This is a genomic window from Devosia sp. Z6_126, from assembly GCF_058133495.1.
Window position 1 is genome coordinate 64,927 of record NZ_JBYUNO010000001.1, and the last position, 18,107, is coordinate 83,033.

Consider the following 18,107-nt stretch of genomic DNA (forward strand, 5'->3'; position numbering starts at 1 on the left):
CCGCAACAAAATTATCCCCGCCCCCGAAAACCTCAGGCACAATCGCTCCTGTTCCCGCACAAGCTGCGCGGTCGCGACGAACGGTCGGTGCGGGAATGCCGGGTCAGGTGGAGGTCGCTCCATCTCCTGCGGTGACGGATGATCTGGCCCGACCTCACCCCGGGCACCGGGCACATCGTGCCCTAGTCGGCGCGGGTCCAAGCCGAGGACGGTCTTTCACCACAGAGTCCCTGGGAAACATGGAGCGAGGTGAGTTCCACCTCTATCCTGCAACGCTGGACGACCGGCACCCGGACGAATCTCGCCCCATGACGCAGCGGCAACCGCAGGGTTTAAAAACCCGGGCGGCGCTTTGGCACGCCCGGTGATAGCTTGGCCTGGCTTAGCCGCGGGTATCGAAGCCGACCCAGATGGTGATCTCTTCGCCCCCGAGATAGGGAATGGCGACGTTTTCGACCACTTTGACGAACTCGGCCGACTGCGCTGGCGGCGTGATCACCACGGGAATGGAGTATTTCTCCGAGAACACGGCCTGCCCGTCGCGTTCCACCGCAAAGCGGATCGGCGCCGTCACCGATTTCTGGTCGCCCGCCGGGCCCAGCAGCACGCGGCCGACCACACCCATCTGCACCGTGATGAGACCATTGGAAACCACGCAATTGCGCGAGCTTTCCTCGATCACGCCCTGATATTGCAGTGAGCGCGGATCGCCGGTGCGGCCACTGCCGTAATAATACATGGCTTCCCCGCCCGGCCGCACCTTGATGGGCGGGCATTCGGTGGCAATCGCCGGCAGGGCATTGGTTTGCGCCTCGGCCATGGCGGCCGGGCTCGCGGTGGCGTTCTGCAGGTTCTGCTGGGCCGCCGGCGTGCCGTTGCCGCCCATCAACCCGCCCATGGAACAACCCGCCAGCAGCGCCGCAACGACGCCCGCGCTACCGGCGCGCATACCGAATTTGCCCGCCGCTCGAAGCGAAATCTTGCGCATACCGGCCTCCTAGAGCGTCGAAGGGGTGTTGGCCGCTTCCAGCGCCATCAGAATGGCTGGCGCGCCGCTGGCCGTGATCCCGGGGCCCTCCTCGGGCGCGACGATCTGTACCACCCCATCGCGGATCACCAGCGCCGAGCGCATGAAGCGCTTGCCCATGCCGGCAACGCTGAGGTCCTTGCTCAGGCCCATGGCGTCGGCAAGCTCGCCATTGCCGTCGGCCAGGAACTCGATCTTGCCCACCGCGCCCGAGGCTTCGGCCCAGGCTTTCATCACATGGTGGTCGTTGACGGCGGCGCAAACAATGCGATCCACGCCTTGGGCGCGCAGCTTGGCCTCGTTGGCGATAAAGCCAGGCAGATGATTGACGTGGCAGCCCGGGGTAAACGCACCGGGAACGGTAAACAACACCACCGTGCCTGTGCCCAGCACGGCATCGCTGGTGGTGTCAGTGCTCCCCTCGGCCCCAACAAGTTTCACCGGCACGGACGGAAGCGCATCGCCACTCTTGATCATTGCTGTTTTTGCTCCATTGCAGGCCGTCTGTGCGGCCGATACCGCCACCTTCCTGACCGGGATATGCGGCTTTGGTTAGGCATACAAGGGCGAACCCCGATTTCCTCAATCCTTGGGCGTTTGCGGCCCCTCGACCGTGCGAACCACCACATAGGGCCCGCGGCTGGTCATGAAGGTCAACTCGATCGTTTCGTTGTGCAGATCGGCCGCGCCATCTTCGCCCCGCACGGGCACCAGCACCAGGCCGGGCTCTGCCCCGCGTTGCGGGCTGCCAAACAGCGGCTCGCCTGAAGCGGTCGCGGCAATCAGCGAATCCGGCTCCACCGCCGGATCGGCAATCCGGACATCGAGGCTTTCTCCATCGGCCCCCAGTTGCACTCCGGAAATGGGCTCGCCCGACCCGTCCCAGGGAACGGGTATGGCAGCCAGCGCTTGCCGGATGCGCAATCCATTGGTCCGGTCCGGCGCATCGAGCTTCAGCGGCAGGCTGAACCGGGCCTGGGCCGGCATGCAGATATCGGAGCAGATGCCCAACAGGGCCGAGAGCTCGACCACCGGCTCGGCGCCATCGACGATCACCTCGATGGGCAGCACCGTTGGCCCGAAATAGACATAGTCGAGATAGTCCGCGGTCTCAGAGCGAGAGGGATAGGGCCAATGGATCTGCCCGCCCATTATGCCCACCGATCCGGTCCAATCGAGCTTGGTCGGCAAGCCCGTATCGCCCGGCACCCGCCAATAGGTCTTGGTGGTTGCCGGCATATCGATCTCGAGGCCCAGCATGGCTGAGCCATCGGCCCGCACTTCGCCGGTGCTGATCAGCCGGAGCTTCACCCCCGGCGCCACTTCCTGCCACGGCGTTTCGCCAGCCCAGGCGGGCGAGACGAGCACAAAAAGAGCGGCGATGAGCGGAGCGCACTGCATGGGCGGGCATTAACGCAGGATGAGGTGAAGAAAAAGCTGACGCCTCATCAGGGCTTCGTGATGCCCCCGATATGCCAACCTGACGCAGCCCAACTTGGCAGTGCCGCGGCGAATGCCTATTATAGCGCTATGACGACACTTGAAGGACAGATGCTGGTCGCGATGCCTGATATGGCAGATGAACGCTTTGCCAAAAGCGTGATCCTGCTCGTTGGCCATAACGACGACGGCGCCATGGGACTGGTCGTGAACCAGCGCATCACCGAGATGCGGTTCGCCGATATCCTCGACGAGCTCGACCTGGGCGACCCCGACGCCGTGATCCGGCTGCCCGACACCATCCGCGAACGCCCGGTAATGCGCGGCGGCCCGGTGGAAAAGGGCCGCGGCTTCGTGCTGCATTCGGCCGACTACAAGAGCGGCAATACCTATGCCGTTGCCGATGGGGTGTGCCTGACGGCAACGCTCGACATCCTGCGCGCCATGGCCTTTGGTCCTGCGCCCAAGTCAGCGCTATTCGCCCTTGGCTGCTGCGGCTGGGGCGCCGGCCAGCTCGAAAGCGAGATCAGCAATAATGGCTGGCTCACCGTCCCCTTTACCCATGACCTGGTGTTCGAAACGCCGGTGGAACAGCGCTACGAGGCGGCGCTGGCCAGCATGCATGCGAGCCTGGCCAATCTGAGCACCGAAGCCGGCCACGCCTAGCCCTGAGGGCTAGCGCGCCAGCTGGGCGCTCAGATGCTTGGTGAATTCACTGGCGCTCATCGCCGCGCCAAACACGAAACCTTGCGCCAGGCGACAATTATGCTCGCGCAGGCGCTCCAATTCCGGCTGGGTTTCCACGCCTTCCGCGATCACGGCGAGATCGAGATCGTTGGCTAGCGCAATGATGGCGCGCATGATCGGCCCCTGCGTATGTCCAGCACCATTGACGGCACTGATCTGCACGAAGTCGGGCGGAATTTTGATGGTGTCGAACGGGAAGCGGTGAAGGTAACCGAGCGAGGAGTGCCCGGTGCCAAAATCATCGAGCGCGAGCCCGATCCCCAGCTTATGCAAGGCATCGAGCACAAAGGCTGAGTGCTCGGGATTGGTCATCACCTGTGACTCCGTCAGCTCAAGCTTGAGGTGGCTGGCAATGCCGGCATTCTGGCCGAGGATCGTCCGAATGTCGTTGAGCAACGCCTCCGTCGCCAACTGCGTCGGTGACAGATTGACCGAAACGAAGAACTCCTCGGACAGGTTGGGCAATGAACTCACCCAGTCCCGTGTGTGGTAGGCCGCCTGCTCAAAGGCAATGCGGCCCAGCCGCTCGATCTGCCCCGAGCGCTCGGCCAGGGTAATGAACTCCTCGGGTGCCACCACCCCGCGCGTTGGATGGTTCCAGCGCATCAGCGCCTCCGCACCGGCGATCTTGCCGGACTGGATATCCATGATCGGCTGGAACTGCACCTGTAGCTCGCCATTCTTCATGCCGCGCTCGAGGTCCTCCTCGCTGGTGCGGTTGTAGGCCGAGATGGAGCGGGCCGAAGCGCGGTAAGCCTCGATCCGGTCGCCACCCAGTCGCTTGGCGTAGTACATCGCCAGCTCGGCATCGCGCAGCACTTCGGTGGCCGTAGCCGGCTCGCTGTCATAGATGGTAATGCCAATGGACGCTGTTAGCGTCAGGTCGCGGTCGCCGAAATTGAACGGCGCCTTGAGCGATTTGCGGATCTGCTCGGCCGTTTCGGCAATGCGCCCGGCGGTTTGCTCCGCGGCCAGCACCACGGCGAACTGGTCGCCGGTAATGCGGGCCACCGTATCGAGTGGACGCATGATGCGGGCGATGCGCCGTGAAATGGCCAGCAGCACTGAATCGGCGGCCGAATGCCCGATGCGTTCTTCGAGCTCCATGAACCGATCGATGTCGATCAGGAACACGGCCGGTTTGACTCCATTAGGCGTCCGGCCCCGCTCAAGGGCGCGGTCCAGCCGGTCAAGGAACAACTGCCGATTAGGCAGCCCAGTCAGGCTATCATGCACGGCGTCATGCAGCAGCCGCTCACGAGCCGCACGATCCTCGGTGACATCCTGGAGCGTGCCGACAATGCGGTTGACCTGCCCGTCGCCACCAAGCACCGGCTTCACCCGCATCCGGAAGGCCCGGTAATTGCCGTCATGGCCGGCAATGCGCATATCCGCCGAAACCTTGCCGCGCCGCAGCTCCACCAGGGTGTCGAATGCCGTGCGGAAGCGGTCACGATCTTCGGGATGAACGCGGTCGAGCCAGCGCTTGATCGAGCCACGCAAGGCGCCGCGCTTCTCGCCCAGGCGGGTCGCCAGTTCATCCGATACCGAAACGCGGTCGCGCTCGATGTTCCAGTCGAAAACAAAGTCGCCGGAGCCCGTCAGTGCCAGCGCCCGGCGCTCGACCTCCGACAATGTGCCAATCGACACCTGCCCTTCCGAGAAAGCGTGCTGCACGGCGGTAAAGCCGAGCAGCATGACGGCGAGCACCAGCCCCCCGCCCACCGCCGGCTGGGCCACGTCATTGGAGACCTGCCCGGAAATCACCAGCCAACTGAAAAACAGCCAGGCAATGATGATGATCCAGGTCGGCACCAGCAGCACCGCCCGGTCATAGCCGCGCAGGGCAAGCAGAAGGATCAGGAAAAAGCCCGACACGCCAAGGAGCACGAGGACGAGACGCGCAATCGTCGCGGCGATGGCCGGCTGGAAAAACGCGAAAGCAAACAGCGCCAGGAACAATGCCGCCAGGCCGAGCGCCAAATGCACGAAGCGCAGATGCCAGCGATGCAGGTTGAGATAGATAAAAAGAAAGCCCGCCAGTGTCGTGGCGATGCCAGCCTCCGAAGCTGCCCGGATGGGTTGCATTGCCCCTGCGGGCAGGCCCAGCAATCGGCCCAGCACGCCAAAATCGATCAGCAGGTAAATCAGCACCGCCCAGGCAAAGGCGGCCGTTGCAGGAAACACCCCGCGGCCCTTGACCACGAACATGATGGTCAGGAACACGGCCGCCAAGGAGGCGACGCCCAGCACCACCCCTCGGAACAGCGTGAAGGAGTTCACATAGTCGCGGTAGGCGTTGGGCTCCCAGAGATAAAGCTCGGGCAGCTCGCCGGTAGCCAGTTCAGCCACGAGCGTTACGGTCGCACCCGGATCGAGCGTAATCTCGAAAACATCGGCCTCGCTGTCGGTCAGCCGCACCGGGCGAATGCCGGCGCTTGGCGTCAGCGCGGTGATCCGCTCATTACCCAGGTCCGGCTGAAACACGCCCGAGCCTGGCAAACGGAAGAACGGGGCCACGAGGAGCCGCTCGATCTGCTGGTCGCTATCATTGCGCAGCGCAAACAGGGCCCAGTTGGGATTGGTGCCCTGCTGGCTGGCCAACACCTCGATGCGGCGGATAATCCCGTCCTCGCCGGGCGCGGTAGACAGTTGTACCCGCCCTTCGCTTCCTTGCTGGAGCTGAACCACGTCCGAAAGGTTAACGGCGTTTACGTCCTGGGGGACGGTAATAACCTCAAGGGCGGCGACGGGCGCGAGGCCCAACAGCGCGAGTGCAAGGCAGGTCGCGAGAGCAATAAGGTGACGCATCAGGGGCGATTATATCCTGCGCTAGGCTGCATTAAGGCAGTGGTCCGGCGCGTTCAGAAGCGAAGGGCGACGGCTTGGCGTGGCGACATTGCGCTGTGGTAGCCGGGAAAGCTGAATCGAACAAGCTTTGCCCAGTGTTGCTGATGCGCAACGGTGGATATCAGCGCTGTCCGTAGTGCAGCCGCTGGTAGCGTTCCTTGACCAAGCCAAACAGCACGTGGTCTTCCCAACGCCCATCAATCTGCAGGTATTTTTCGGCAAAGCCCTCCTCGACAAAGCCGTTCTTCTCAAGCACCCGCCTCGACGCCATGTTGCCGGGAAGGAATGCGGCATGGATGCGATGGAGGTCCAGCGTGTCGAAGACAAAAGGCAGGGTCACGCCCACCGCCTCGGTCATCAACCCCTGCCCGGCCCATTGCTGGCCCATCCAGTAGCCCAGGGTAACGAACTGCGCCGCGCGGCGGCGAATATTGGAAAGGGTAATTCCCCCTACCAGGACTTGGCGGTCGCCCTGGGGGTGGAAGATGAACAGGGAATAATCACTGCCCTGCTCGGCCTCTTCCCGGGCCCGCTTGACGCGGCTGGCAAATACCCGCCGCGCCAGATCGGCTTCGGTCCAACGGGGCTCGAAGGGCTTCAGGAAATCGCGGCTGGAGCGGCGCAGTTGATGCCAGGCGTCGTAATCACCATGCTGGGGCAGGCGCAGCATCACCCTTGGGCCACGCAGTGCCAGGGGCGATGTCGGAGGTGACCAAGGCCAGAGCATGGTGCCGGCTCAACGCTTCAGCAGGTCGCCGATAGCGTCGACTTCCGCCAGCTTGCCGACCGGACCGATGCCGGCAAGGGTTGGTGCCCCTGTGGTGAACAACTGCTCGGCGACCTCCTGCACGCGCTGGGCGGTGATGCGATTGATGCGCTCAACGGTTTCCTGCATCGGAATCGGACGGCCCCACAAAATCTGCTGGCGCGCCAGCTGGCCGGCGCGAGCCGAAGGGCTTTCCAGGGACATCAGCAGGCCGGCACGAATCTGGTTGCGGACGCGGATAACCTCATCATCGGTGATGGTCTCGGTCGCGCGACGCAGTTCGTCCAGCACCACGGGCACCAAATCCTCGACCTCGTCTTCCCCAGTGGCGGCAGCAACACCGAACACGCCACTATCGGCAAAGGCCCAATGGAAGGCGTAAACGGAATAGCACAGCCCACGCTTTTCGCGCACCTCCTGGAACAGGCGCGAGCTCATCCCGCCACCCAGTATGGAGGCCAGCACCTGGGCGGCGTAGAAGCCGTCGGAATTATAGGCGCGCCCTTCAAAACCCAGAACGATGTGAGCCTGCTCGTGATCGGACAGGAGGCGCTCCTCGCCGCCATGATATTCAGCACGTTGGGGCGCCGGTGCCCCATTGGGCTTGAGATCACCAAAGCGCTGGCGCGCCACGTCAACCAGGCCCTCGTGATCCACATTGCCCGCGGCGGCGATGACCATGTGGTCGCCCACGTAGTTGCGGCTCATGTATTTGCGGATTGTGTCAGGGGTGAATTCGCGAACCGAGTCAACGGTACCCAGAATGGTGCGGCCAATGGGCTGGCTGGGATACGCAGCCTGCTGGAACAGGTCGAACACATGATCGTCCGGATTGTCGCGGGCCGCGCCAATCTCCTGGACGATCACCTGCTTTTCGCGCGTCAGCTCGTCGTCATCGAATTGCGAGTTCTGGAGGATGTCGGCGAGAATGTCGGCTGCCAGTACCACATCATCCTTGAGCACCCGGGCGAAATAGCCGGTATGTTCGATCGAGGTCGCAGCGTTGAGGTCGCCCCCAACATTCTCGATTGCCTCGGCGATCTGCAGCGCCGTCCGACCCTTGGTGCCCTTGAACGCCATATGCTCGAGCAGATGGGAGATCCCGTGCTCGGCCTTGCGCTCACTGCGTGCCCCCGCCTTCACCCAGACCCCGAGCGAGGCGCTTTCCAGATGCGGCATGTCGTCGGTGAGCACCACCATGCCATTGTCGAGGGTCGTCGATTGTACGCTCAAGCAATCCTCCCGGCCGCCGCGATCTGCGAGCGCCTGTTCAGCGTTCTGTTGTGGCGGCGCGCGTTCGCGCGGCAATAAAGGCTTCCACCTGGTCCTGGTCGTTGGGCAGCACCTCGAGGCGCTCCTCGCGGCTGTGCAGATCAACCAGCCAGGTTGGGAGGGCTGGATCGATACCCGAAGCCGCAGCTACGGCCGCCGGGAACTTGGCCGGATGGGCTGTGGCCAGGGTGATCATCGGTGTGCTGGACGGCAAGTGTTCGCGTGCCACATGGACACCCACAGCGGTATGAGGATCCAGCAAGTAAGCCGCGGACTTCATGGTCTGGGCGATGGTGGCGCTGGTCTGGGCCTCATCAGTGGTGCCGGCCGCGAAGTCCCGGCGGATCTTGGCCAAAGCAGTTTCGGGCAAGCTGAAGCCACCCGACTGCTTGAGCCCATCCATCATCCGCACCACAGCGCTTGGGTCACGATCCACAGCCTCGAACAGCAGGCGTTCGAAGTTCGACGAAATCTGGATGTCCATTGAGGGGCTGACCGTGGGCACCACACCGTCTGTTTGATAGCGCCCCGTCTCGATCGCCCGGCGCAGGATATCGTTGCTGTTGGTCGCAACGACGAGCTTATCTATGGGAAGGCCCATGGCCCGTGCGCAATAGCCGGCGAAGATGTCGCCAAAATTGCCCGTTGGCACGGTGAAGCTAACCGGGCGATGCGGGCTGCCCAGGGACACGGCCGCGGTGAAGTAATAAACGATCTGCGCGACGATCCGCCCCCAATTGATGGAGTTGACGCCGGAGAGATGCACCGTGTCACGGAAGCGCGCGTGGTTGAACATGGCTTTGACGCTGTTCTGACAGTCGTCAAAAGTGCCCTCGAGCGCAATGTTGTGCACATTGGCATCGAGCACCGTGGTCATCTGCAAGCGCTGCACCGGCGAGGTCCGACCGCGCGGGTGCAAAATGAAGATGTCGGTGGTGTCACGGCCGCGGAAGGCTTCAATCGCAGCAGAGCCGGTGTCGCCCGAGGTCGCGCCAACAATGGTGGCCCTAAGCCCCCGCTGCTGCAGGATGTAATCCATCACGCGGCTGAGGAACTGCATGGCCACGTCCTTGAAGGCGAGCGTGGGGCCATGAAACAGTTCGAGCACGAAATGATTGGGCTCGAGTTCCACCAGCGGCGCCACCGAGGGGTGGCGGAACACCGCATAGGCATCATCGATAATGGTTTTGAGCGTGGCCGCGGGGATATCATCGCCAACAAAACGGCTGATAATGTCGTAAGCGACTTCCCGATAGGGCCTGCCCGCAAAGCCCGCAATTTCAGCGGCAGAAACCTGCGGCCATTCGCGCGGCACGTAAAGCCCGCCATCAGACGCTAGGCCAGCCAGCACGGCATCGGCGAAACCCAGCACGGGGGCCTGGCCGCGCGTAGAAACAAACTGCATCGAACGCAAGTGCCTTTCGAGATTTGGTGCAACCTAGTCAAAGCAGGCGCGAACCGCAAGGCAGCATCGGCCTGCTTAGCCCTGAGGCTCCTTGCGGCGGCGCTGCGCCCACAGCCAGGCCACCAGCATTACGGGCGCGACAATGGCAAAGCCAAACCAGGTATACGCGTAGCCCAGATGGTTGTTGGGGAACTCCACTATGGTCTCGCCACCCTGTGGCAGGGTTCCCGGTTCGCCCGCCACCATGTCCACATAGAAGGGGGCGAACGGCGCGAGCGCGGGATCGACCATATCGGCCAAGCGCTCGGGATCGCGGACCCATTCAACCCGATTCGAAGTGTCAGGCTCGGGCACCAGCCAACCGGCTTTTTCGCCCGGACGCAAAAGGCCCGTAATGGTCATGGGCACCCCCGCCCCCTCCCGGTCGGCCTGGGCGGCTTCGCGAAACTGCTCGGGCACAAAGCCGCGGTTCACAAACACGGTGCCACCGCCATCCAGCACGAAAGGGGTAACTACCCAATACCCCGGTCCCCCAGCGGGCCCGCGAGGATTGGTGAGACTGGTGAAGACGGCAACGGTTTGATCGGGCTGAAACGCCCCGGTCAGCGTGACGGGCTGGAAATTCCACGCCTCCAGGTCAAGCGCAGGCCACTCCCCAGCAGGAGGAGCCGGAACCGGCGGCGAATGAAGCCTGGCCTCGACCGCCGCCACCAACGCTTCCTTTTCCCCCAGCCGCTGAAGTTGCCAATTGCCCAGCCACAAGCAAACAGCGGTCAGCGCCAGCATCAGCAGCACGAAAATGCCGGTCATGGCGCGGCCGGGTCTGCGCTCACTTGCCGAAGTCATTGATGGCTCCCATGGGGGTCAAGGCCTTGATGGTTCCAGGGGAAGCCAAGCCGGGCCAGACAGAAAGAATTGCGCCGGGCGCAGGTGGGGCGGCTGCAACGGACAGAACCAGATGGTCGGCTCGACGCTGCATCAGAAAAGCTTGAGGCGCAGCTTTTGGCTGCGCCTCGCTAGAATATTGTCGATGGCGCGATCAGTGATTGATCGCCACGCCCCAGCTGCCCCACACATAAATTGAGGCGAACAGGAACAGCCAGACCACGTCCACGAAGTGCCAGTACCAGGCGGCGAACTCGAAGCCCAGATGGCGCTCTGGGGTGAAATCGCCCCGCATGGCACGGATCAGGCAGACCAGCAGGAAGATCGTACCCACCAAGACGTGGAAGCCATGCAGGCCCGTCGCCATGAAGAAGGTGGCGCCATACATGTTGCCGCTGAACGAGAAGCCAGCTTCGGAATATTCGATGGCCTGCACGACGGTGAATACCGCACCCAGCAGTACCGTCAGGATGAGACCCCACTTCAGTCCCTGGCGATCGTTCTGCAACAGCGCATGGTGCGCCCAGGTGACAGTCGTGCCCGAGGTCAGGAGCAGCAGCGTGTTGAACAGCGGCAGGTGGAAGGGATCGAACAGCTCGATGCCAGCCGGTGGCCAACTGCCTTCTGTCGCGGCCATGCGAGCATACTGCTCCACATCGTCGAGGCGGAAGAAGCCGTCGAAATAGGCCCAGAAGAAGGCTACGAACAGCATCACTTCGGAGGCGATGAACAGGATCATGCCATAGCGATGGTGCATCTGCACCACCGGGGTATGATCAACGCCGTTATTGGCTTCGCGAACGACGTCGGACCACCACGCGTACATGGTGTAAAGCACGCCTACCAGACCGATCACGAAGATCCAGGGCGTCCACTGATGCATCCAGAAAATCAACCCGACCGCGAAAACAAACACGGAAACGGACATAACGAACGGCCAAGGGCTGGGCGGTACGAGATGGTAGTCATGGTTCTTGGCAATCTCGGCCATGTTCAGCTTCCCTCGTTGTCTGAAGCATAGAAAGTGTAGGAAAGGGTGATTTCCTTGATGGTCGCAAGCTCGTGGTTATCATCGAGTTCGGGATCAACAAAGAACACGATCGGCATCTCCACCGTTTCCCCCGGCTGCAAAGTCTGCTCGGTGAAACAGAAACACTCGATCTTGTTGAAGTAGACGCCCGCCCGATCGGGCGAGACGTTGAAAATCGCCATGCCGGTAACCGGCTTGTCGGACCGATTGGTCGCCACATAGTTCACGGTATCGACCCGGCCGATCTGATCGGTGATCGAAGCGGCCGGCGTTACGGTCCAGGGCAAGGAAGATTCGACATTGGAGTCGAAGCGCACCGTCATCTCGCGAGCAATGACGCCCTTGGGGTTGTCGGCCGCAACTTGCGTCGTGCCGCCATAGCCGGTGACCTGGCAAAACAACTGGTAAAGCGGCACCGAAGCGTAAGCCAGGCCGGCCATCGACAGGACGATCGCGCCTAGCGAGATGGCGATGCGCTTGTTACGCCGGCCCGGATCGGCTTTGTGATCATGCTCAATGGTCGCCATCACAGTGCCCGATCCAAAATACCGGGCCCCATCTTGATAACGGTGAGCACGTAAAAGATCACCGCGAACAGGGCCAGGGCGGCGCCAAGTGCGATGGAGCGACGCCGGCGGGTGCGCAGGCGCGCAGCTTCGGCGGCAGGGTCCAAAGGCTGAACTTTGTGTGGCTCCTCGGGAGAACTCATGAGCCGAACACTCCAATACGCCCGACGAAACTATCGAGCAGGACTGCGAAGAAAACGACGAATAGGTAGCTCAGCGAATAGGTGAAAAGCTTGCGCGCCGCCTTGCGCATCGGCACGCCATCGGGGGCGCGGAACAGCTGCCAGGCAAAGTACAAAAAGCAAGCGCCGGTCACCACGGCCACCACGGTATAAAGCGGGCCCGCAAAGCCCAGCGCGGTCGGCAGCAGGGCCGCAACGGCGAGCAGAACGGAATAAGCGAGGATTTGCCGCTTGGTGGAGGCTTCACCCACCACATTGGGCATCATCGGAATGCCGGCCGCGCCGTAATCGCCCTGCTTGTAAAGAGCCAGGGCCCAGAAATGCGGCGGCGTCCAAAGGAAAGTAATGAGGAAAAGCGCACAACTTTCGAGCGTGATCGAGCCCGTGACCGCGGCCCAGCCGACCATTGGGGGGAAGGCGCCGGCGGCACCGCCGATGACGATGTTCTGTGGCGTCGAGCGCTTGAGCCACACGGTGTAGATCACCGAATAAAAGAAAATCGTGAAAGCGAGCAGAGCGGCGGCGACCCAGTTGGTCGCGAGGCCAAGCAGCGCTACGGAGAACACCGACAGCACAACGCCGAACACCAGGGTTTCACCACGGCTGATGCGCCCGGCCGGAATGGGGCGATTGGCCGTCCGGCTCATGACTGCATCGATATCGGCATCGTACCACATGTTGAGAGCGCCCGAGGCGCCCGCCCCAATGGCGATGCACAACACAGCGATCAGCCCGATCACCGGGTTGATGCCGCCCGGGGCAACTGCGAGGCCGACAAGGGCGGTGAACACCACGAGCGACATCACACGAGGCTTGAGCAACGCGAAGTAGTCTTCTACCCGCGCCTCGCTCGCCCCCGAGGAGATCATTGTGCTGTTGTCAACTAGTGCCACACGCCTTGCCTTAAGTTTTCCGGACCGCACTTGGGCGGTCCGGCTTGATGCTGCGCTTAGTGCGCCTTGGAGGTGTCCATATTGGGAAGGGTCGAGAACTGGTGGAATGGCGGAGGCGAGCTCAGCGTCCATTCCAGTGTCGTCGCACCCTCACCCCAGGGGTTGTCACCCGCGGGCCGCTTCTTCCGGGCGGCTTCCCACATGGCGTAGAAGAAGATCAGCATGCCGACGAACATGATGTAATAGCCGATGGAAGAGATCCGGTTCCAGAAACCATAGGCGTCGGGGTAGTCGATATAGCGCCGCGGCATGCCCGCGAGACCCAGGAAGTGCTGCGGGAAGAAGATCAGGTTCACGCCAACAAACATGACCCAGAAGTGCAGCTTGCCCAGGAACTCGTTGTACATGTGCCCGGTCATCTTGGGGTACCAGTAATACCAGCCAGCAAAGATCGAGAACACGGCGCCCAGTGACAGCACGTAGTGGAAGTGTGCGACCACATAGTAGGTGTCGTGCAGGTAACGGTCGGCACCGGCATTGGCGAGCACCACGCCCGTCACACCACCAACGGTGAACAGGAAGATGAAGCCGACAGCCCAGAGCATCGGGGTGCGGAAGGTGATCGAGCCACCCCACATCGTGGCGATCCACGAGAAGATCTTCACGCCGGTGGGCACCGCGATGACCATGGTTGCGGCCACGAAGTAGCGCTGAACATCAAGGCTGAGGCCGGTCGTGTACATGTGGTGAGCCCACACGACGAAGCCGACGAAGCCAATGGCCACCATGGCGTAGGCCATGGCCATGTAGCCGAAGATGGGCTTGCGCGAGAAGGTCGAGACGATGTGGCTGACAATGCCGAAGCCCGGCAGGATCATGATGTACACTTCGGGGTGACCGAAGAACCAGAACAGGTGCTGGTAAAGGATCGGATCGCCGCCACCTTCAGGCGAAAAGAAGGTGGTCCCAAAATTGCGGTCGGTCAGCAGCATGGTGATGGCGCCGGCAAGCACTGGCAGGGCCAGAAGCAGCAGGAACCCAGTGACCAGTACTGCCCAGGCAAACAGCGGCATCTTGTGCAACGTCATGCCAGGAGCACGCATGTTGAAGATGGTAGTGATCAGGTTGATCGCACCAAGGATGGAGCTGATACCGGCCACATGCAGCGCGAGGATCGCGAAGTCGAGCGCAGGGCCAGGGTGACCGGCGGTCGAAAGCGGTGGGTAAACGGTCCAGCCGCCACCAAAGCCCAAGCCATAGGTGCCCGTGCCTTCAAAGAACAGCGACATCAGCAGCAGGATGAACGCGGGCGGTAGCAGCCAGAACGCGATGTTGTTGATGCGCGGGAACGCCGTATCGGGCGCACCAATCATGAGGGGCGCGAAATAGTTGGCAAAGCCACCCATGGTCGCCGGCATCACGAGGAAGAACACCATGATCAGCGCGTGGGCGGTGGTGAACACATTGTACATGTGCTTGCCAGCATCGAGCGCTTCACCGCCCTCGATGCCGTAGGCCATCGCTGCCAGACCGTGGAAGATCTGGATGCCGGGTTCTTGCAGTTCCAGGCGCATCACGCCCGAAAGCAGGCCACCGATGATCCCCGCCACAATGGCGAAGATCAGGTACATGATACCAATGTCTTTGTGGTTGGTCGAATATACCCAGCGGCGCCAGCCAGTCGGCTGATGCGGATCATGCGCCACAGGAGCATGACCGGTGGCTTGGGCTTCGAGGTGAGCAATATCGGCCATTTGGAAAGGATCCCCTAACCCGTGTTCTTACTGGACTGCCGCGAGCGTTGCACTGGCGGCAGCATAGTCGCCGCCTTCAAGAGCAGCCATGAAAGTTGCAAATTCCTGCTCGGTCACCACGCGTACAGCGATAGGCATGTAGGCATGGTCCTTGCCGCACAGCTCCGAGCACTGACCGTAGTAGATGCCGGTCTCGCGAGCGTTGAACCAGGTTTCGTTCAGCCGGCCCGGCACGGCATCCATCTTGACGCCAAAGGACGGCAGCGCAAAGGCGTGGATCACACCCGCAGGATCAGCCGTCACCTGTAGGCGCACAGTGGCATTGACCGGCACGATCAACTCGTTGTCGACAGCCAGAAGACGCGGCTGGTTGGGCTTTACCGTAGGACGATCCGTGCCGTCGGTGCTTTCTTCGGCCAGCAGGAGCTGGGTGAAGCCAACCCCCTGATCGACATATTCATAATCCCAGTACCACTGCTGCCCTGTCGCCTTGATGGTCAGCGAGGGCGCGGGAACTTCCACCTCACCAAATGAGAAGACGTGCGAGCCGAGATATTTGCGCTCCCCGTCGGGGGTGATCAACTGATCAGCCAGAACACCAAAAGAGGGAATGGCAATGATGATCAGCACCACCACCGGGACCACGGTCCAGATCACCTCAACAAGAGTGTTGTGAGTGAAGCGTGCGGGGATGGGATTGGCCTTGGCATTGAACTTAACGATCACAACGATCAGCAGCACGAGCACCAGCAGCACGATCAGCGAGATCGTCCACAACAGGATGCCGTCATGGAACGCCGTGATGGAGTCCATGATCGGGGTCACCGAATCCATCAGATGGATCTGGCCCGGGGCAGCATAACCCTGGTTAGCTTGTTCCTGACTCATGGCCGCAGCCGGGAGCAGTGCGAGCGCAGCTGCCGCAGCAGCACTCAATCTTCCAAAGACTTGCCTGGTCACACAAACCCCCTATCGGCATCAACTGGTGCATCCACACCGGGATTGAGGAGGCAATGCGGCATAGCTAACGCCGCCCCGACTCAACCTCGGAGCGCAGAACTCTGGCCTGACCTAAATCACATCAAACCAAGTGAGTCCATCGCACCCGCACTGTCTAACTCTGCGTCAAAATGTGCCTGTTGCGGCATTGGTGCCTCACCCTTGCCGCAGTTGAACGCTCATGTCAGGTTACAAGGCACAGCTTTGGTTGATGGCGGGTTCACCGCTGTCCGGAAATACACGGCCATCCTGCGCGCGCGGAAGATCGGCTGGAGACAGGAAAAGTGATGCACAATATCAAGCACCATCTCGCCTTTGCAGGCGTTGTGCTCTTGGCCACGCTTGGCTGGGGCGTAGCCGCCAATGCACAAGGAACGGTGCGCGAACAGTTCGGCGATTGGCAAATGAGCTGCGATACGCCGCCCGGCGCAAGCTTTGAGCAATGCGCCATCATCCAGAATGTGATGGCCGAGGATCAGCCCAATGTCGGCCTGTCCGTGATCGTGCTCAAGACCGCCGATCGTGAAGCGCGGCTGCTGCGGGTGCTGGCGCCACTTGGCGTGTTGCTGCCCAATGGCCTCGGGCTCAATGTCGATGGCAAGGATATGGGACGCGTCGCTTTTGTGCGCTGCCTGCCCAATGGCTGCGTGGCCGAAGTGATGCTCGATGATGCGCTGATCGAAACGCTCTCGACCGGCACGGACGCGATCTTCGTGGTGTTCAAGACCCCCGAGGAAGGCATCGGCATTCCCGTGTCGCTCAACGGCTTTGCCGACGGCTTTGCCAAGCTGCCCTGATCGGGCGAAACATCCCAGAAAAAGCCGGACGAGTGCCCCGGGGCACTGTCCGGCAAGTCATCAGGAAAAGGGTCGGTGGCAAAAACCGGCCCGGGAGATGGCGGGAGCAGTTCATGAACCGCTCAGGCCAACGTAAAGGCACCGGCCGGTCTGCCGGTGCGAACTGGTTTAGCGCCGGGCGTTGCGAGCCCGCGCTGCCGAGAGGCGCATGCCGGGAGACTGGCTTGCGTGCCGAGCGGCCTCAAGAATATCGTTGCGGCCAATCCCCAGATCCTCGAGGCGGGCATCCTCGAGCTCGAGCAAGGTGCGCAGCGCAGTACGACGGACTCGCGCGGCTTGTGCCTGCGCCCAGAAACGCCGCAGGGCGAGCAGGGGACGAGGTGAAGCGGAAGCGGCCGTGACAGACCGCTCGCCGAGAAGCGAGTGCGCCATGATTGATCCTCAGAAAACACGCCAAAAACGTGGGCGAAACCGGCGACATCGGGCTGCCGGTAGGTAAGGAGTATGGGCTGGACATCTATTCGTCTAACAAATAGATTTCATCCTTCCCATCAAATACCGTGATGCACACTATGGCCGTTCCGCTGGACCTCGATCAGTTGCAGAGCTTTTGCGCCATTGCCGATTGCGGCAGCTTCACCGAGGCCGCGCGACGGGTGAACAAGACGCAGTCCGCCGTATCGATGCAGATCAAGCGGCTCGAAGAGCGCCTCGGACACCAATTGCTGACGCGCGACGGTCGCAGCGTCGCGCTGACCAATCATGGCGAGGCGCTCTACTCACGCGCCCGCAAGATGCTGCGCACCAATGCCGAGATCATCGATCATTTCTCCGAAGGGGATCTGGCCGGCTCGATCCGCTTCGGCGTGCCCGATGACTATGCGGTCAGGCTGCTGCCGGTCATCCTCTCGAACTTCCAGCGGACCCACCCCAAGATCGTGGTCGATGTCGCCTGCATGGCTTCCGAGCAATTGCTCGAGGGCATGAAAGCGGGGCGCTATGATCTGATCGTCTTCACCCAGGGGACCGGCAACACGTTCGGCGAACTCTTCCGCACCGAAAAGATGTTCTGGGTCGCCTCGCACGGCGGGCTAGCCCTGGGCAGCGACCCGCTGCCGATCGCCTGCGGGCCGCAATGCTGCATCTGGCGGGCCGATGCCGTGGAGGCGCTCAACCGGGTCAGCAAGGATTATCGCATCGCCTACACCTCCTCCAACGCTCTTGCGATCTCGAGCGCGGTGCTGTCGGACTTGGCCGTCGGGTTCCTGCCCGAGAGCGCGCTGCAGCCGGGCATGCGCGTAGTGAGCGATGACCAGAACCTGCCGCGCCTCGGCGATGCTCAACTGGCGCTGCTGCGCGCGAGCCACGCCTATGGCAGCATCTATGATGCGCTCGCCAATCATATTGTCAGCTCAATGGGCAATCTGCACGTGCAGCCCGCTACAAACGCTGTGGCCGCCGAATAGGCCGCGCACTTGACTGAGCTGCCCCTTC

18 protein-coding genes are annotated in these 18,107 nt (G+C 62.1%); 3 read left to right on the forward strand and 15 right to left on the reverse strand.

The window, feature by feature from the left end; all coding sequences use genetic code 11:
• Positions 1-382 precede the first annotated feature (382 nt).
• The 3 genes from AC3YOG_RS00340 to AC3YOG_RS00350 all read right to left on the reverse strand — a co-directional run bounded on the left by AC3YOG_RS00340 (position 383) and on the right by AC3YOG_RS00350 (position 2,428).
• Positions 383-988: a hypothetical protein gene (locus AC3YOG_RS00340; RefSeq protein WP_489933653.1), complete on the reverse strand. Its 606-nt coding sequence runs from the start codon at positions 986-988 to the stop codon at positions 383-385.
• 9 nt (positions 989-997) lie between these two features.
• Positions 998-1,504 carry a peroxiredoxin gene (locus tag AC3YOG_RS00345; RefSeq protein WP_127752186.1) on the reverse strand — a complete coding sequence of 169 codons (507 nt, stop codon included), beginning with the start codon at positions 1,502-1,504 and terminating at the stop codon, positions 998-1,000.
• 105 nt (positions 1,505-1,609) lie between these two features.
• Positions 1,610-2,428, reverse strand: a complete 819-nt coding sequence (locus AC3YOG_RS00350; RefSeq protein WP_489933654.1) for a protein-disulfide reductase DsbD domain-containing protein — start codon at positions 2,426-2,428, stop codon at positions 1,610-1,612.
• 129 nt (positions 2,429-2,557) lie between these two features.
• On the opposite strand from AC3YOG_RS00350, the gene AC3YOG_RS00355 reads away from it, so the two are divergent.
• Positions 2,558-3,133 carry a YqgE/AlgH family protein gene (locus AC3YOG_RS00355; RefSeq protein WP_172122582.1) on the forward strand — a complete coding sequence of 192 codons (576 nt, stop codon included), beginning with the start codon at positions 2,558-2,560 and terminating at the stop codon, positions 3,131-3,133.
• Between the two features lie 9 nt (positions 3,134-3,142).
• On the opposite strand, the gene AC3YOG_RS00360 is transcribed toward AC3YOG_RS00355, so the two are convergent.
• The 11 genes from AC3YOG_RS00360 to coxB form a co-directional block, all read right to left on the reverse strand.
• Positions 3,143-6,025: an EAL domain-containing protein gene (locus tag AC3YOG_RS00360; RefSeq protein WP_489933655.1), complete on the reverse strand. Its 2,883-nt coding sequence runs from the start codon at positions 6,023-6,025 to the stop codon at positions 3,143-3,145.
• Positions 6,026-6,185: 160 nt separating this feature from the next.
• Entirely contained in the window at positions 6,186-6,734 is a 549-nt protein-coding gene (locus AC3YOG_RS00365) for a GNAT family N-acetyltransferase (protein ID WP_248305237.1), read from the reverse strand.
• A 66-nt stretch (positions 6,735-6,800) separates the two neighbouring features.
• Positions 6,801-8,063, reverse strand: coding sequence for a M16 family metallopeptidase (locus AC3YOG_RS00370; RefSeq protein WP_127752181.1), 1,263 nt, complete (start codon positions 8,061-8,063; stop codon positions 6,801-6,803).
• A gap of 37 nt (positions 8,064-8,100) precedes the next feature.
• Complete coding sequence (gene thrC, locus AC3YOG_RS00375) at positions 8,101-9,507, reverse strand: threonine synthase (RefSeq protein WP_489933656.1); 1,407 nt, start codon at positions 9,505-9,507, stop codon at positions 8,101-8,103.
• 75 nt (positions 9,508-9,582) lie between these two features.
• The gene (locus AC3YOG_RS00380; RefSeq protein ID WP_489933657.1) at positions 9,583-10,353 is read right to left on the reverse strand and encodes an SURF1 family protein; all 771 of its coding nucleotides are present in this window, start codon (positions 10,351-10,353) and stop codon (positions 9,583-9,585) included.
• A 193-nt stretch (positions 10,354-10,546) separates the two neighbouring features.
• Positions 10,547-11,383, reverse strand: coding sequence for a cytochrome c oxidase subunit 3 (locus AC3YOG_RS00385; protein ID WP_172122579.1), 837 nt, complete (start codon positions 11,381-11,383; stop codon positions 10,547-10,549).
• A gap of 2 nt (positions 11,384-11,385) precedes the next feature.
• Positions 11,386-11,949, reverse strand: a complete 564-nt coding sequence (locus AC3YOG_RS00390) for a cytochrome c oxidase assembly protein (protein WP_127752177.1) — start codon at positions 11,947-11,949, stop codon at positions 11,386-11,388.
• Positions 11,949-12,131 carry a cytochrome c oxidase system small membrane protein gene (locus AC3YOG_RS00395; protein WP_127752176.1) on the reverse strand — a complete coding sequence of 61 codons (183 nt, stop codon included), beginning with the start codon at positions 12,129-12,131 and terminating at the stop codon, positions 11,949-11,951. The genes AC3YOG_RS00390 and AC3YOG_RS00395 overlap by 1 nt, the downstream gene beginning before the upstream one ends.
• A complete protein-coding gene (locus AC3YOG_RS00400; protein ID WP_248305236.1) occupies positions 12,128-13,063 on the reverse strand; it encodes a heme o synthase in 936 nt (311 codons plus the stop codon). The genes AC3YOG_RS00395 and AC3YOG_RS00400 overlap by 4 nt, the downstream gene beginning before the upstream one ends.
• Before the next feature lie 56 nt (positions 13,064-13,119).
• Positions 13,120-14,817, reverse strand: a complete 1,698-nt coding sequence (gene ctaD, locus AC3YOG_RS00405) for a cytochrome c oxidase subunit I (RefSeq protein ID WP_127752175.1) — start codon at positions 14,815-14,817, stop codon at positions 13,120-13,122.
• A gap of 27 nt (positions 14,818-14,844) precedes the next feature.
• Positions 14,845-15,705 (reverse strand): cytochrome c oxidase subunit II, encoded by an 861-nt coding sequence (gene coxB, locus AC3YOG_RS00410; RefSeq protein WP_127752174.1) that lies wholly within the window; start codon positions 15,703-15,705, stop codon positions 14,845-14,847.
• A gap of 398 nt (positions 15,706-16,103) precedes the next feature.
• Between coxB and AC3YOG_RS00415 the strand changes: the two genes are divergently transcribed.
• Complete coding sequence (locus AC3YOG_RS00415; protein WP_127752173.1) at positions 16,104-16,613, forward strand: invasion associated locus B family protein; 510 nt, start codon at positions 16,104-16,106, stop codon at positions 16,611-16,613.
• Between the two features lie 168 nt (positions 16,614-16,781).
• Here the strand turns inward: AC3YOG_RS00415 and AC3YOG_RS00420 are convergent, their stop codons facing one another.
• Complete coding sequence (locus tag AC3YOG_RS00420; RefSeq protein ID WP_489933658.1) at positions 16,782-17,045, reverse strand: YjiS-like domain-containing protein; 264 nt, start codon at positions 17,043-17,045, stop codon at positions 16,782-16,784.
• A gap of 140 nt (positions 17,046-17,185) precedes the next feature.
• Here AC3YOG_RS00420 and AC3YOG_RS00425 point away from each other — a divergent pair, with 140 nt between their 5' ends.
• On the forward strand, positions 17,186-18,079 hold the full coding sequence (locus AC3YOG_RS00425; protein WP_489933659.1) for a LysR family transcriptional regulator: 894 nt from the start codon (positions 17,186-17,188) through the stop codon (positions 18,077-18,079).
• The last annotated feature ends 28 nt before the right edge of the window (positions 18,080-18,107 follow it).